A 13,263-nucleotide genomic window follows, 5' to 3' on the forward strand; every position below is an offset into this window, starting at 1 on the left:
CTTTCAGTGTCCGAGAATGTCTTGCAGGAAGGCGCGCGCCCGCGCGCTTTCGGGGGCGGTGAAGAATTGCGCGGGGGTTGTGTCCTCGACAATGGCGCCCTCGGCCATGAAGATGATCCGGCTGGCCACGTCGCGGGCAAAGCCCATCTCGTGGGTGACGCAGAGCATGGTCATGCCGTCCTGCGCCAGCTCGCGGATCACCGCCAGAACCTCGCCCACCATCTCGGGGTCGAGGGCCGAGGTCGGCTCGTCAAACAACAGCACCGGCGGCTCCATGGCCAGCGCCCGGGCGATGGCGATGCGCTGCTGCTGGCCGCCCGAAAGCGTGTCGGTGTGGACGTCGCGCTTGTCGCGCAGCCCCACCCGGTCGAGGAGTTGCATCGCCTTGGCCTCGGCCGCCTCGCGGGTCAGGCCCTTCAGCTTGCGGGGCGCCAGCGTGATGTTGTCGATCACCGACAGATGCGGGAACAGGTTGAACTGCTGGAAGACGAAGCCGATCCCCTGTCGCAGCGCGCGGATCTCGCTGGTCTTGGGGTCAATGGTCTTGCCGTCGACGGTGATACTGCCCCTGTCGATGCTCTCCAGCCCGTTGATCGTGCGCAAGAGCGTGGTCTTGCCGGATCCCGAGGGGCCGCAGAGCACCAGCACCTCGCCGGTCTGGACCGTCAGGCTGATGTCCTTGAGGACGTGCAGCCGGTCGAAATGCTTGTCGAGATGGGAAATGGCGATCATGAGGCAGGTTCCAAAGCGATTTTCGCCGTGCGGCGGCCGCGCCGTTCCAGACGGCGGCCCAGCAGCAGAAGCGGATAGCAGAGGGCGAAATAGGCGAGCGCCAGCAGCGCATAGGCCTGGATCGCCTGACCGGGCAGGTTGTTGGCGAGATCGAGGAAGGTCTGCGTGGCCTCGGTCGCGCCGATGGCGGCCCCCAGCGCGGTTTCCTTGATGAGAAGCGACAGCTGGCTGACCAGACTGGGCAGCATGTTGCGCAAGGCCTGCGGCAGGATGATGAAGCGCATGGTCTGCACCGGGCCGAAGCCCAGCGACATCGCCGCCTCGGTCTGGCCGCGGGGCAGGGCGTCGATGCCCGCCACGACGATCTTCGAGATATAGGCGCCGTTGAACAGGACCAGCGTGATGAGCATGGTGATCGCGGGCGGGAAGGAGACGCCAAGCGCCGCGGGCAGCAGGAAATAGACCCAGAGCACATGCAGGAGCAGCGGCACCGAGCGGATGTAGAAGATGATCAGCTCGGCCAGCGCCCGCACCGGCTTCAACCGGCTGCGCAGCGGCACGGCCATCAGCAAGCCAACGGGCATCGCCAGCACCAGCCCGCTCACCGCCAGCACCAGTGTCAGCGCCAGACCGCCCAGCGGCGTATGCGGGAAGCCGCCGATCAGCAGTTGCAGCCAGTATTCCTGAAGGATCTCGATCATGCCTGCGCCCCCCGGGATTTGACGGCGGTGCGGCTGTAGGCGCGGCTGGCCAGCGTCAGCACGGTGCAGATCGCCAGATAGACGAGGGTCGCCGAGGCATAGGGCAGGAAGGGCTCATAGGTGATGTCCTGGATGCGCTGCGCCTGGTAGACCAGCTCGGGCACGCCGATCATCAGCGCGATCGAGGTGTTCTTGGTGATGGTCATCGCCTGACCCAGCAGCGGCGGGACCGAGATGCGGAAGGCCTGTGGCAGGATCACGTAGCGGAAGGTCTCGAGGCCGGAGAAACCCAGCGACAGCGAGGCTTCGGTCTGGCCCTTGGGGATCGACCGGAGGCCCGAGCGCAGATCCTCGGAAATGAAGGCGCCCGCGTAGATCGAGATGGCGATGGCAGCGCAGATGAAGTTCACGTCCCGGGCATAAAGCCACATCCGCGGCCCGTCGGGCAGCAGTTCGGGCGCGCCGAAATACCAGAAGATGACATGCACCAGCAGCGGCACCGAGCGGATGGCGTCGACCAGCAGGCCCACGGCCTGCCGGACGATCCAGAAGGGCGACAGCCGGATCAGCGTCAGAAGGACGCCGATCACGAAGCCCGCCGCCAGCGTGACCCCGCTCAATTGCAGGGTGACGGTCAATCCCTTGAGCAACAGCTCGCCGTATCGACCGCTCAGAAACTCGATCAGGGTCACGCGGCGGGGTCCTTACTCGGCGGGCTGGTTGTCGGCGGAAATGGTGAAGCTGCGCTCCATCTGCATCGGCGTCGCGGCACCAAAGAAGCGGTCGAAGCTGGCCACGGCGCTGCCATCGGCCTCCATCCCCAGAAGCGCCTCGTTCACCGCCGCGCGCAGCGCCGGTTCGTCCTTGCGCAGGCCGACACCCAGCCAGTCGTCGGTCAGGAAGCCGTCGAGCAGGTGGTATTCACCCGGCGCGCCGCTCATCTGGCCCAGAAGCGTGCTCTCGTCGCCCGCCATCGCCTGCACCATGCCCCGCTGCAACGCGAGGAAGGTATTGGCCGGGTTGGGGAAGCCGACGGTGGTGGCCTCGGGGTAGCGCTCGGCGACGATCATCGAGGCCATGCCGCTTTCCGGCACGGCGATGCGGCGGCCTTCCAGCTGGTCCAGTGCGGTGATCTCGCTGCTGTTCGGCACGGCGACGCGGACGCCGGTACGGAAATAGGGGATCGAGAAATCGACCTGCTGCGCCCGTTCGGGGGTGATGGTCAGCGCCGCGGTGGCGATGTCGATGCGGCCCGCCGTCAGGTCGGGGATGCGCGAGGCGCCGGTAACATAGCGCAATTCGGGCGTCACGCCGATATGGGCGGCGATGGCGTTGCAGACATCGACGTCAAAGCCCACGGGCGTGCGCTCGTTGCCGTTTTCCAGGAACGAGAAGGGCACGTAGTTGGACGGCACGCCGCAGACCAGCACCCCGGCGGCGCGGATATCGTCAAGCTGGTCGGCCTGGGCGGCACCAGCCACAGCAAGGCAGGCGCCTGCCAGCAGGATCGTGCGCAAAGTCATGGTCTTCTCTCCCTTGGATGAGGTGGAAATTCAAAAGAATTTCCTTGTCCTTGCGGCAGTGGCATGCCGCGAAATCACGCTCCGAACATTCAGCTTTCAACGGAAGACCACAAGAAAATTCTCATTGCGCATTATCAAGTCTGGGCTTAGCAATGAGGGATCGGAACAGCGCCGGTATGCCGCGCGGGAGCGTCATGTTCAACCTCACCCTCCGCCAGCTGCGCGCCATCCACACCATCAACGATTGCGGCAGTTTCGCCGCCGCGGCGCGCGGGCTGAACGTCTCGGCCGCGGCGCTGAGCGCGATGATGCGCGAGGCCGAGGCCGCGATCGGCTTTCGGCTCTTTGAACGGACCACCCGCTCGCTGCGCCTGACCGATACCGGGGCCGAGTTCCTGCCCCATGTGCAGCGCATCCTGGCCGAGCTCGAACGGGCCGACGCCTTCATCCAGCGCCAGCGCGAGGGCGAAAGCGCGACCCTGCGCATCGCCGCCACGCAATTCCTGTCCTGCGCCGTGCTGCCGCCGCTGCTCTATGCCTTCCGCAACGCCGTGCCCGAGGCCCGGATCCAGATGATCGACAGCGCCATCGATGACGTGATCGAGACCGTGCGCTCGGGCAAGGCCGATCTGGGTGTCTATCTGGACGTGGACAGCGACGAGGGGCTGGAGGCGGTGCCGCTCTTCCGCTCGCCGCTCTGCGTGGTGCTGGGACAGACCCATCCCTTGGCCGATCAGCCCAGCATCACCTGGTCGCAGCTGGCCGGGCACAACATCATCTATGTCGGCCGCGAACAGAACCTGCGCCAGAATCTGGCCGAGGCGCAGGTCGATCTGGACATTCTGCCCCACCAGCAGGTCGCGCATGGGACCAGTGCGCTGACCCTCGTCGCCGCGGGCGAGGGGATCGCGGTGATGACGCGCTATGTGCAGCCGATGCTGCCGATCTATGGCTTGCGGATGGTGCCGCTGGTCGAACCCTCGCTGGACCGGCAGGTGATGGTGATCCACCGCCGCAAGCCGCATCTGTCGCGGCTGTCGCGGAAGTTCGTGGCCTTCGCGCAGGCAACGCGGCTGGGGGATTGAGCGTCGCTGCCGGGGCGGCGGCCCGCCCCGTGTCCAGCTGCCCGTCGCGGAGCCCGGCATCGACACCGCCCGCCGCGGCCGGGGTCTTGTGGGTCTCGGCAACCCGGCCGTTCGGCATGACCACGATCAGGCCGGCGTCGCGGATGCTCGAGAGGCGGTGCGCGATGGTGATCGTCGGGCGGCCCTTCGACGGCCCGTCCAGCGCCTGCGGCATGGTGCGTTCGGTCCGGGTATCGAGGGCGCTTGTCGCCTCGTCCAGCAGCAGGATCGGCGGATCGCGCGGCAGCGCGCGGGCCCGCGCCAGCCGCTGCTTCTCGCCACCCGAGAAGTGGAAGCCGCCTTCGCACAGAAACTGCTCCTGCAAAGCGATCATCGTCAGCAGCGTCAGGGCGGCCAGCGCGAAGCCGATCAGCGACCATTGCCAGTCGCCTGCGGTGTGCGAGCGGACCTCCAGCCCGGCCAGACCGCGCGGGATGCGGGCGAAGCGCTGCGCGAGCCAGGGACCGCGCCCTATGGTGCGGGCAAGGATGATGCCCGGGGGCGGAGAGCGTCTCGTGCGCCGCGGCGGGCATGTCGGCGGCGCGCCCCTGCGGCCCACAGATAAGCGCCTCGCGCAGCCTTGCGGCCGGGGCGCTGATCTGCACGGTCACCGGCCCGATCACGGGGACGAAGGCGGCCAGCCGCCAGCCCAGAAGCACGATCGCCACCGCCGCCAGCACCACCGCGCCGAGCGAGCGCCCCAGCGCCGAGCCCTCGGGCAGGCCTCGCTGTCTATCACCGCGCGATGGGCCTGCGACAACGACCGCGCCAGCCGCTCCATCTCGGCCATGGCGCCGCCGCGGGAGACCCCGCTTGCCCCCTCGCCCGCGGCGATCTCCGCGTCCAGGGTGGTCCGGCGGATGTCCCCGTCGAGCGTGCCGGTGAAGGCCTGCCCCGCATTCGGATCCGAGCCGGAAATGCCGAAGCCCAGGATCACCGTCTTCTCGCGGATGTCGGGGCGGGTCGGGGTAGGGGCCTCGCAGGCGGCGATCATGGCGGGGGTGCGGTCGGCGGTGGCCCCGGCGGGCAGATCGAACATGGCCATGAAACTGCCCTGATCCCTTTCGGGGACGAACGAGGTCGGGATCCGGGCACAGCCCACATCCAGTACCGCGATCAGGGCGACATAGAGGACCGGCATCCGCCCGCCACGGCGCAGGGTGACGCCGACCCAGCCGCCATAGCGCCGGGTCAGCGCGTCGAGGCGGCGGTTGAACCGGCCGAAGAAGCCGCGCGCCGCGCCGTGCCGGGTGACCGGTTGCAGGAGCGTGTCGCAGTGCGCGGGGGTCCCCGGCAAGGCGATGGGCGCGGCGATGGTCGGGATCAGCCTGTAGCGCGGCTTTGCAGGAAAAGCAGGATCACCAGGAAGATCATCCCCATCGCCTCGAACAGGGTCTGGATCACCCTGGTGATCGAGACCCCCACGTAAGGCGCGGTGTTGTACGAGAGCGAGACCTCCATATCCGCGGGCATCGACTGGCGCGGGATGGCAAGGATCCCGGCCACGCGATGACGATGGCGATGAGCGAGGCGCAGGATGAAGAACCGGGGCATGGGATCCGCTTCTCAGTAATGGGGATCGGAGGGGAGCACCCCGTCCGTCCGGGTGCTGGCCGGAACGGTCATTCCCTCGGGCATGCGGTGTTGCCTGCGGATTGCCAGCACCTCGCCCGGTGGCAGACCCGAGGCGACGATGACCCGCTCGCCCCTACTCACGTCACGGCGCGTGGCCTCGCTCCCGGGCGAGACGACGACAAGCTGGGCGCCGCCACCCCCCGTGCGCAGGACGGCTTCCCCGGGCACCAGCGGCGCGCCGGGAAGAACCCCGCGCGGCACGCTGGCGCGGGCGAACATGCCGGGCAGCAGGGTCAGGTCGGGCGTGTCGGCCTCGATCCGCAGGCTGGCTTAGCGGTTTCCAGGGTCGACGATCACGTCCGAGGATCGGACAAGGCCCGTCAGCGGCGCGGCCCCGTGCCAGGACACCAGCAGCCGGAGCGGGCCCAGCCCGTCCGCGGCGGCGATCAGCGCCGCGTCCAGAACATCCGCGGGCAGGCGGAGGTCGACGAAGACCGTGTAGAGAGCCTGAACCGCCGCCAGCGCCCCGTCGCCGCCCGGTGCCGCCAGCCCGCCAATGTCGGCCAGCCCGGCGCTGACATGGCCGTTGATCGGGCTGCGCCGCGTGGCGAAATCCGGCTCCAGCCGTTTGCGGGTCACCAGGGCGCGGGCTTCGGGGCCGCCGGCGTCGGCCAGCAACAGCTCGTCATGCGCTGTATCGCTGCGCTCGCGGCTGATGGCATTCTTGGCCAGCAGGGCAAGGACCAGAAGGGTCGAGAGGCTGCGGCGGGCCATATTGCTGCCCATGAGTGGCACGGGGTCAGCCTGTGGCCCCCTCGGGTGGACGAATGGCTCAGGTTCTCTGGAAATCATGGGAAGGCCGCCGAAAACGCGCCGCGGATCCCTGCCGCCCCCCGAAAATGTCGCCATTCTTCAAGACCCAGAGGGGCGTCTTGGCCGATAGGGGGGCCGAACACCTCTGCAGGAGCCGAACCTTGAAATTCCGATACACGATCCTCTATGTCGATGACGTCCCGGGCACGGTCGATTTCTTCCGGCGCGCCTTTGGCCTGCCACTCGGCATGCTGCACGAGGGGGGCGATTACGCCGAACTGGCGACCGGCGGGACCAGGCTCGCCTTTTCCTCGACCGCGCTCATGCGGCAACTGGGAAAGACCCCGGCCGCGCCCTCGATCAACGCTCCGACCTTCGAGATCGCCTTCGAGGTGGCCGATGTGGCGGGGGCACTTGCCCGGGCCCTCGATGCCGGGGCGACGCTGGTGCAGGACCTGCGGCACGAGCCCTGGGGTCAGACCACGTCCTATGTCAGCGATCCGAACGGCTATCTGATCGAAATCTGCTCACCCGTTCAGGCCCCGGACGAAAGCTGAGATGGATGCGTCAGACAAGGCCCGGATCCTCGATACGCTGCACACGATCATCATCTCTCTGTGCCCGGATGCCGCGTTTCTGGACAAGTACGGCGGCGAGGTTGTCGAGCGGGTGGCAGGCGGGCCAGAAGCGCCTTTCTGCGGGATCTTCGCCCATGCGCGGCACGTCTCGCTCGAGTTCTCGCAAGGGGCGCGCCTCGATGATCCCCGTGGCCTGCTGGAAGGGTCCGGCACGCAGCGGCGGCACCTGAAACTGCGATCCGTTGCGGATATCGAGGCCAAGGCCTGCCGGGCCTTTCTGGAACAGGCCGGCCGTCTATAGCCCGGCGGGTTCGGGCCAGTTGCCCAGCCCGGGCGCGAGGATCTGCTCAAGCCGGGCCGGATCGGCGCGCAGCCGGGCGGGGCTCTGGCCGAACCACCGGACAAACTCGCGCGTCATATGCGCCTGATCGCTGTAGTCGAAGGCAACGGCGATCTCGATCAGGGGCAGGGTGCCGGGAAGGGCCTGGGCCGCGCGCCGGGCCCGGCCCAGTTGCCGCCAGAAATCGGGGCTGGGCAGGGACAGGCCCGCGAACCGCCGCTGGAAGGTGCGCAGGGTGACCCCGCTTTGCCGCGCGACCCCGGCGACCGTTGCCGCCGGACAACCGAGTGCGCCGATGGCGTCGCTCAGGTCGGGATCGCAGCGGACCTCGGAGCCGAGGATCTCGGCCACAGGCGCCGCCTTCTCGTGCAACGCGGCGAGGGCCGCGGGTGACAGGATGCTGCCAGGCGACAGCCGGTAGCCGGTCAGGCTGGTTCCGGCGGCCAGTTCGACGCTGCGCGGGGCGCTGTCCCAGCCGGTGTAAAGGACCTCCTGCGGGTCGTTGCCACGCGCGGCAACGATGATGTCCCGGCAGCCATCCGGCAGCACAGACGCGCCCTCGGGCTCTGTCGTCCTGTGTTCCCATCGCAGATACAGCACCGTCGAGACCCCTCATCATCGTCCGTTGCCGGACAGGTTCCACAAATGGCGCGCCCTGTCCAACAGCGGTTTCCGCCTCTGCGGGGGGTCAGCGGATCAGAACGGTCGACAGGATCGGCAGGAAGCACAGCACCAGCAGCAGGGCCACCGACACGGCGATATAGGGCAGCACGGCGCGAAACAGGGGGATCGGCCGCACCCCGGATATCCCCGATGCCACATAGAGAGCCGCCCCCACCGGCGGGGTCAGCAGGCCCACCACCAGCGTCAGGGTGACGACGATGCCCAGATGCACCGGGTCGAGTCCATAGACCCCGGTGGCAATGGGCAGCAGGATCGGCACGGTGATGATCAGCGCGGCGATGCCGTCGATCAGCGTCCCCAGCACCAGCAGCGCCAGCATGACGACCAGCAGGAAGACATATTTGTTGTCGGTGAGGCCGGTCAGCAGCTCGGCCAGCCTGGCGGGCATGCGGCCATAGATGATGACCCAGCCGAATACCGCCGAGGCGGCGACGATGGCCAGCACCATGGCCGTGTTGCGGCCGGCGCGTTCGAGGACGGCGGGCAGGCGGCGCAGATCCAGCTCGCGGTAGACGAAGGCGCCGATCAGGATCGCCACCAGCGCGGCCGAGGCCGCCGCCTCGGTCGGCGAGCCGAAGCCACCGACGATGGTCGCGACGATGGCCAGCGGCACCAGCAGCGCGGGCAGGGCGCGCACCACGACCCTGAGCGCTTCGGCTCGGGCATAGGCCTCGGACCTTGGATAGTTGCGCCGGAAGCCGATCACCCCCGCCAGCACCAGAAAGGACGCGGCCATGATGAGGCCCGGCACCAGCCCCGAAATCAGCATGTCGGCGACGGGCACCTGTGCCAGCACGGCGAAGATGATGAGCGGCATCGACGGCGGGATGATCGGCCCCAGCAGGCCGCCGGCGCAGGTCATCGCCGCGGCATCGGCCTTGGGATAGCCCGCGCGCTCCATCTCGGGGACCATGATGCGGGTCATCACCGCCGTCTGGGCGATGGCCGAGCCGATGATGGCGGCCATCATCGCATTGGCCAGGATGTTGACATAGGCAAGCCCGCCCCGCACCGACCCCACCAGCACGCGGCTCAGGGCGATGAGCCGCGTGGTGATGCCGCATTCGTTCATCAGTTCACCGGCGATGATGAACAGCGGGATGGCGAGCAGGCTGAAATTGCCGAGCCCGCCGTTCAGCTGCACCAGCAGGTTGTCGAACAGCGCCGCGTGTCCGCCGCCGCCGATATAGACCATGCTGCTGAGCACGAGCACGGCAAAGACCGGCACCCCGAGGATCATGAGGGCGAGGAAGATCAGGGCGGTCATTCACACCTCCTGCGGGAGGATGGCGGCATCCTGCGGATCGAGCAGCCGGGCCAACGCGTGGATCCCCCCGAAGGCGAAGAACGGCACCGGCGCCAGCCAGATCCAGGCCTTGGCGATCCCCAGCGTGTTGGTCGGTTCGAGCCAGGTGAAATTCCCGGTCTCGATGGCCCGGGGCAGGGGATCCTGCCAGTTGGTCAAGAGGCCCGGCAGGTCGAACATCCGCCAGGCCAGCACCAGCAGCAGCGCCGACAGCCCCAGCAGCACCAGATCCGACGCCATCCGCAGCCAGCGCGCGGCACGCGGCGACAGCATGTCGGCCAACAGCGTGACGCCCGGGTGCTGGCCGGTACGGATCAGCATCGACTGGCCGACGAAGGCGGCGACGGTCATCAGCGCGACCAGCGCCTCGGCCGCCCAATAGAGCGAGCGGCCGCCGATGGTCAGGCCGATGTTGACCAGCGTCAGGATCAGGATCGCCGCCATCAACGCCTGCAACAGGCGCCGCTCAAGCGCGAAGAGGCCGCGCGAGACCCGGGTGACCGGATGCGGGCGGGTCGGGGACAGGGGGGGCATGCAGGGGCTCCGGGTGCTGGGCGACGCCGACTTCGGCGGATGCGCGCCGCTGGCAGGGAAGGGGCGGGCCCGGTCGCGCCGGAACCGCCCGTGACCTTGGCCGGGGATCACTCGGCGAAGCGAGCGGCCTCGGCCCTGAGGGCGGCGATGTCGCCGATGCCCTGGCCGAAGCTTTCGTCCCAGGCGGCCTGCAGATCGGCGTAGTCCGCGGGCGCGACCTCGACGATGGTCAGGGCGCCCTCGGCCGCCAGCTGCCGGAAATGCGCGCGCGAGACGTCTTCCGCGGCCAGTGTCGCGTCGATCACGCCCCGGGCATAGGCGGCGCCGTGCTCGTCGAGCAGCGCGCGATCCTCTGCGGACAGACGTTGCAGGGTGCGGGCCGAGACGATGACCACCGCCGGGAACATGCCCTGGTTCGACATCAGCAGCGTGCGCGCGTGATCGGCGATGTTGAGCACGCGGAAGATATCCAGATTGGTTTCCAGCGCGTCAACCTGCCCATTGGCGAAGGCGTCGTAGATCGCGGGCAGCGGCAGCGGCGTTGGCGCCGAACCGATCAGCTGGTTGAAGGCCAGGATCGCCGGGGACGCGGTGATCCGCACCCGGCGGCCCCGCAGATCGGCGGGCGATTGCGCGTCGAAGCTGGTCATCACCTGCGTCACCCCGGCCATGCCATAGCCCAGCCCGTGCACGCCGACCCGGCTGTCGAGCAGCCCCATCAGGGCGCGCGGCGTCTCACCCTCGGTCAGGAAGCGGCCCGCCTGTTCGTTCGAGGCGACAAGCCCGGGCGCCAGCAAGAGGTTCATCTCGGGCACGCGGTTGGCCAGTTCCGAGACGGTGATGAGCATCATGTCCAGCGTGCCCGATTGCACCTGCCGCAGCATGTCGGCCTCGGTGCCCAGCTGGCCGGAATGGAAGACCTCGGTCTCGATCCGGCCCTCGGTCGCCTCGGTCAGCCCCTCGGCGAAGCGGATCGTTTCCAGCGTCCAGGCCTGCTGCGGCGGCGTGACCACGCCGATGCGCAGGGTCTCGGCCCAGCCCGCGCCCGCCATCAGGACGCCAAGGCCTGCGGCCAAGGCGGCCGCCAATCTGGTCGTTGTCATCGTGTTCTCCTCCCAAAAGAACGATGCTTGATTTCCCTGCGGGCGACGCTTTGTCGTCAGACCGAAGGGCCGTGTGAAATGGAATCGATGCGGATCTGCGCCGTGCCGCCCCTGAGGCGGGACACGCAGGCGCAGAGGGCGCCCTTGCGTCCCTGATCGCCCAGGAACACGTCGCGGTGGTCGATGTCGCCGTCGATCTCCTCGATTTCGACCTTGCACAGGCCGCATTCGCCGCGGCGGCAGTCGTACATCACCGGCTGGCCCGCCATCAGCAGCGCGTCGAGCAGCGACTGGTCGCGGCGCACCGTCACCTCGGCGCCGGTTTCGACCACGCGCACGCTGAAGGGCACAGACTCGCTGGCGCCGGAATTGGCGAAACTCTCATAGCGCAGCCGGGCGGGCGCGCGGCCCGCAGCGGCCCAGGCGGACTTAACGGCAGCCATCATCGGATAGGGGCCGCACATGTAGAGCTCGGTCTCGGGGTCGAGCGCGGCGACGAAGGCGCGGGCGTCCAGCAGACCCTGCGCGCTGTCGTCATGCAGCGTGAAGGACGCGCCGAATTCGGCCTCCATCTCGGCGATCCAGGGCCCGCTGGCGCGGTCGCGGACGCAATAGTGCAGCGTGAAACCGCGGCCTGCGGCCTTCAGCGCCCGGGCCTGGGCGAGGATCGGCGTGATACCGATCCCGCCTGCGAGGAAGGCGTGCCGGGGCGCGGCGAAGGACAGCGGGAAATCGTTGCGCGCGGCCGAGATCCGGATCCGGTCGCCCGGCCGCAGCCGCCCCATGGCGCGCGAGCCGCCGCGGCTGTCGGGCAGCAACTTGACGGCGATGCGCAGGCTGCGGTCGGGGCCGATCGCGACATGCGAATAGGAGCGGACCTGCACACCGCCCTCCAGCGGCAGATGCACATCTATATGGCCGCCCGGCTCGAAAACGATCCCCTCGCCATGCGGCAGAAGGTCGATCTGGGCGACATCCGGGCATGGCCGGGCAGTGGCGACGATTGTCGCCTCAATGAGGTCAGACATAGGGAACTCCGTGCGCTCAGCCGACGGCCCGCAGCGACTGGCGCCGGGCGTCTTCCTCGTCGAGCATCTGCTGGTTGATGCGCCGCGCCCACATCGCGCCCGCATCGATGTTGAGGTTGTAGAAGGTCTTGTCGGGGTAAGCCTCCATCGCCCGCTGCTGCTGGGCGAGGATCTCCTCGTCCTGGCGGAACACGTGGCGCACCCCGTCGCGATGGGCATTGGTCGTGCTCTGGTTCGTCGTGTCGAAATTGCGCACGAAGGCCCAGAAATAATGGCAGGTGCTGTCGGTCTCGGGGGTGATGGTGTTGATGACCCAGGCGTTGCGCCCCTGCGAGCGGTCGCCTTCAGGCGCGCCGGTGCCGGTGGGGGCGACGCCGACGTCGATCTGGATCGTGCTGGGCGCGGTGAAATGGATGATCTGCCAGCGGTCGACCTTCGGCACGCCGGGCAGCTGCGCGGCCCAGAAGTTCGCCGGGATGGAATCGATCATCCAGCGCGTGACCGTCGCCTTGCGGTCCCCGTGCGAGACGTCGAAGGGCGCTTCCGCCACCGCCTCGTTGCCGATGGAACCGGCATGGACGAAGGTTTCATGCGTGAGGTCCATCAGGTTGTCGAGCACCAGCTGGAAATTGCACTGCGCATGGATATGGGTGCCGTCGCCCGCCCAGTCGGGATGGTCGAGGCGGCCCATGTCAGGGATCAGCGCCGGATCGGCCAGCTTGGGGTCGCCGGGCCAGATCCAGACAAGGCGGTGGCGTTCCTCGACCGGGAAGGCGCGCACGCTGGCCGAGGGGTTGATCGTGTCCTGCGAGGGCATGTGAACGCAGCGCCCGCCGGGTTCGTATTTCAGCCCGTGATAGGGGCAGACCACCGTGTCGCCGTCGAGCTGACCCTTCGACAGGGGCACCAGCCGGTGCCAGCAGACATCGGCCAGCGCCGCCACCTTGCCCGCCCGGGTGCGGTAGAAAACGATGTCATGGCCGCAGACCTTGCGATGCGACAGCCTGCGCCCGGCCTCTTCCTGCCAGGCGAGGGCGTACCAGGCGTCTTGCGGAAACGGGGTATTCAGCATCGGCAATCCTCCCTTTGCGATATGTGTAACGTGAACATATATTATGTACACGGTCAATATGCTTTCGATACGGAAGTGGCGGCGGCCGGGCGACTGGCGATATGGCTGGACAGGATTCGAGGGAATCCGTAAGCGGGGACGGGTCGTCGG

Annotated in this window: 17 protein-coding genes and 1 pseudogene; 3 read left to right on the forward strand and 15 right to left on the reverse strand. The window is 68.3% G+C overall.

The genetic code is table 11. The annotated features are described in order from the left end of the window. Positions 1-3: 3 nt before the first annotated feature. Genes DDE23_RS09540 through DDE23_RS09555 form a run of 4 tightly spaced genes read right to left on the reverse strand, consistent with a single transcriptional unit; the run spans position 4 to position 2,956 of the window. Complete coding sequence (locus DDE23_RS09540) at positions 4-732, reverse strand: amino acid ABC transporter ATP-binding protein (protein ID WP_107751050.1); 729 nt, start codon at positions 730-732, stop codon at positions 4-6. After that, entirely contained in the window at positions 729-1,433 is a 705-nt protein-coding gene (locus DDE23_RS09545; RefSeq protein WP_107751051.1) for an amino acid ABC transporter permease, read from the reverse strand. The genes DDE23_RS09540 and DDE23_RS09545 overlap by 4 nt, the downstream gene beginning before the upstream one ends. Continuing rightward, positions 1,430-2,125, reverse strand: a complete 696-nt coding sequence (locus DDE23_RS09550; protein ID WP_107751052.1) for an amino acid ABC transporter permease — start codon at positions 2,123-2,125, stop codon at positions 1,430-1,432. Before DDE23_RS09550 ends, DDE23_RS09545 begins: the two co-directional genes overlap by 4 nt. 12 nt (positions 2,126-2,137) lie before the next feature. Then, entirely contained in the window at positions 2,138-2,956 is an 819-nt protein-coding gene (locus DDE23_RS09555) for a transporter substrate-binding domain-containing protein (protein WP_107751053.1), read from the reverse strand. Between the two features lie 194 nt (positions 2,957-3,150). Between DDE23_RS09555 and DDE23_RS25400 the strand changes: the two genes are divergently transcribed. Then, positions 3,151-4,041, forward strand: coding sequence for a LysR family transcriptional regulator (locus tag DDE23_RS25400; RefSeq protein ID WP_202863237.1), 891 nt, complete (start codon positions 3,151-3,153; stop codon positions 4,039-4,041). A gap of 301 nt (positions 4,042-4,342) precedes the next feature. Here the strand turns inward: DDE23_RS25400 and DDE23_RS25710 are convergent. The 5 genes and pseudogenes from DDE23_RS25710 to DDE23_RS09580 all read right to left on the reverse strand — a co-directional run. Next, positions 4,343-4,414 (reverse strand): annotated as a pseudogene (locus DDE23_RS25710) (hypothetical protein); the annotation flags it as partial. Between the two features lie 285 nt (positions 4,415-4,699). Beyond that, positions 4,700-5,377, reverse strand: a complete 678-nt coding sequence (locus DDE23_RS09570; RefSeq protein ID WP_238149947.1) for an efflux RND transporter permease subunit — start codon at positions 5,375-5,377, stop codon at positions 4,700-4,702. Positions 5,378-5,403: 26 nt separating this feature from the next. Next, a complete protein-coding gene (locus DDE23_RS25525; RefSeq protein ID WP_238149948.1) occupies positions 5,404-5,634 on the reverse strand; it encodes an efflux RND transporter permease subunit in 231 nt (76 codons plus the stop codon). 12 nt (positions 5,635-5,646) lie between these two features. Continuing rightward, positions 5,647-5,883: a hypothetical protein gene (locus DDE23_RS09575; protein WP_133239537.1), complete on the reverse strand. Its 237-nt coding sequence runs from the start codon at positions 5,881-5,883 to the stop codon at positions 5,647-5,649. Between the two features lie 102 nt (positions 5,884-5,985). Beyond that, the gene (locus DDE23_RS09580; protein WP_133239538.1) at positions 5,986-6,429 is read right to left on the reverse strand and encodes an efflux RND transporter periplasmic adaptor subunit; all 444 of its coding nucleotides are present in this window, start codon (positions 6,427-6,429) and stop codon (positions 5,986-5,988) included. 200 nt (positions 6,430-6,629) lie between these two features. Between DDE23_RS09580 and DDE23_RS09585 the strand changes: the two genes are divergently transcribed. Together DDE23_RS09585 and DDE23_RS09590 are read left to right on the forward strand one after the other, a co-directional pair. After that, positions 6,630-7,025 carry a VOC family protein gene (locus DDE23_RS09585; RefSeq protein ID WP_107751057.1) on the forward strand — a complete coding sequence of 132 codons (396 nt, stop codon included), beginning with the start codon at positions 6,630-6,632 and terminating at the stop codon, positions 7,023-7,025. Position 7,026: 1 nt separating this feature from the next. Further along, complete coding sequence (locus tag DDE23_RS09590; protein WP_107751058.1) at positions 7,027-7,347, forward strand: DUF1801 domain-containing protein; 321 nt, start codon at positions 7,027-7,029, stop codon at positions 7,345-7,347. Here the strand turns inward: DDE23_RS09590 and DDE23_RS09595 are convergent. The 6 genes from DDE23_RS09595 to DDE23_RS09620 form a co-directional block, all read right to left on the reverse strand. Further along, entirely contained in the window at positions 7,342-7,986 is a 645-nt protein-coding gene (locus DDE23_RS09595) for a helix-turn-helix domain-containing protein (protein ID WP_107751059.1), read from the reverse strand. The two genes, DDE23_RS09590 and DDE23_RS09595, sit on opposite strands and share 6 nt — an antisense overlap. 88 nt (positions 7,987-8,074) lie before the next feature. Next, positions 8,075-9,337 carry a TRAP transporter large permease gene (locus DDE23_RS09600; protein WP_107751060.1) on the reverse strand — a complete coding sequence of 421 codons (1,263 nt, stop codon included), beginning with the start codon at positions 9,335-9,337 and terminating at the stop codon, positions 8,075-8,077. Beyond that, the gene (locus DDE23_RS09605; RefSeq protein ID WP_107751061.1) at positions 9,338-9,910 is read right to left on the reverse strand and encodes a TRAP transporter small permease; all 573 of its coding nucleotides are present in this window, start codon (positions 9,908-9,910) and stop codon (positions 9,338-9,340) included. It lies immediately after the preceding gene. Positions 9,911-10,017: 107 nt separating this feature from the next. Further along, positions 10,018-11,013 carry a TRAP transporter substrate-binding protein gene (locus DDE23_RS09610; protein ID WP_107751062.1) on the reverse strand — a complete coding sequence of 332 codons (996 nt, stop codon included), beginning with the start codon at positions 11,011-11,013 and terminating at the stop codon, positions 10,018-10,020. Between the two features lie 56 nt (positions 11,014-11,069). After that, the gene (locus DDE23_RS09615) at positions 11,070-12,041 is read right to left on the reverse strand and encodes a PDR/VanB family oxidoreductase (protein ID WP_157958000.1); all 972 of its coding nucleotides are present in this window, start codon (positions 12,039-12,041) and stop codon (positions 11,070-11,072) included. Positions 12,042-12,057: 16 nt separating this feature from the next. Continuing rightward, positions 12,058-13,113 (reverse strand): aromatic ring-hydroxylating dioxygenase subunit alpha, encoded by a 1,056-nt coding sequence (locus DDE23_RS09620; RefSeq protein WP_107751064.1) that lies wholly within the window; start codon positions 13,111-13,113, stop codon positions 12,058-12,060. Between the last annotated feature and the right edge of the window lie 150 nt (positions 13,114-13,263).

Origin of the sequence: Pararhodobacter aggregans, assembly GCF_003075525.1 — a bacterium.
Lineage (GTDB): Bacteria > Pseudomonadota > Alphaproteobacteria > Rhodobacterales > Rhodobacteraceae > Pararhodobacter > Pararhodobacter aggregans.

What these genes read in the sequence shown, in the direction of transcription:
- DDE23_RS09540 (WP_107751050.1), bottom strand. Translation starts at nt 732, where the DNA reads ATGATCGCCATTTCCCATCTCGACAAGCATTTCGACCGGCTGCACGTC.
- DDE23_RS09545 (WP_107751051.1), bottom strand. Translation starts at nt 1,433, where the DNA reads ATGATCGAGATCCTTCAGGAATACTGGCTGCAACTGCTGATCGGCGGC.
- DDE23_RS09600 (WP_107751060.1), bottom strand. Translation starts at nt 9,337, where the DNA reads ATGACCGCCCTGATCTTCCTCGCCCTCATGATCCTCGGGGTGCCGGTC.
- DDE23_RS09610 (WP_107751062.1), bottom strand. Translation starts at nt 11,013, where the DNA reads ATGACAACGACCAGATTGGCGGCCGCCTTGGCCGCAGGCCTTGGCGTC.
- DDE23_RS09590 (WP_107751058.1), top strand. Translation starts at nt 7,027, where the DNA reads ATGGATGCGTCAGACAAGGCCCGGATCCTCGATACGCTGCACACGATC.
- DDE23_RS25525 (WP_238149948.1), bottom strand. Translation starts at nt 5,634, where the DNA reads ATGCCCCGGTTCTTCATCCTGCGCCTCGCTCATCGCCATCGTCATCGC.
- DDE23_RS09615 (WP_157958000.1), bottom strand. Translation starts at nt 12,041, where the DNA reads ATGTCTGACCTCATTGAGGCGACAATCGTCGCCACTGCCCGGCCATGC.
- DDE23_RS09555 (WP_107751053.1), bottom strand. Translation starts at nt 2,956, where the DNA reads ATGACTTTGCGCACGATCCTGCTGGCAGGCGCCTGCCTTGCTGTGGCT.
- DDE23_RS09605 (WP_107751061.1), bottom strand. Translation starts at nt 9,910, where the DNA reads ATGCCCCCCCTGTCCCCGACCCGCCCGCATCCGGTCACCCGGGTCTCG.
- DDE23_RS09620 (WP_107751064.1), bottom strand. Translation starts at nt 13,113, where the DNA reads ATGCTGAATACCCCGTTTCCGCAAGACGCCTGGTACGCCCTCGCCTGG.
- DDE23_RS25400 (WP_202863237.1), top strand. Translation starts at nt 3,151, where the DNA reads ATGTTCAACCTCACCCTCCGCCAGCTGCGCGCCATCCACACCATCAAC.
- DDE23_RS09580 (WP_133239538.1), bottom strand. Translation starts at nt 6,429, where the DNA reads ATGGCCCGCCGCAGCCTCTCGACCCTTCTGGTCCTTGCCCTGCTGGCC.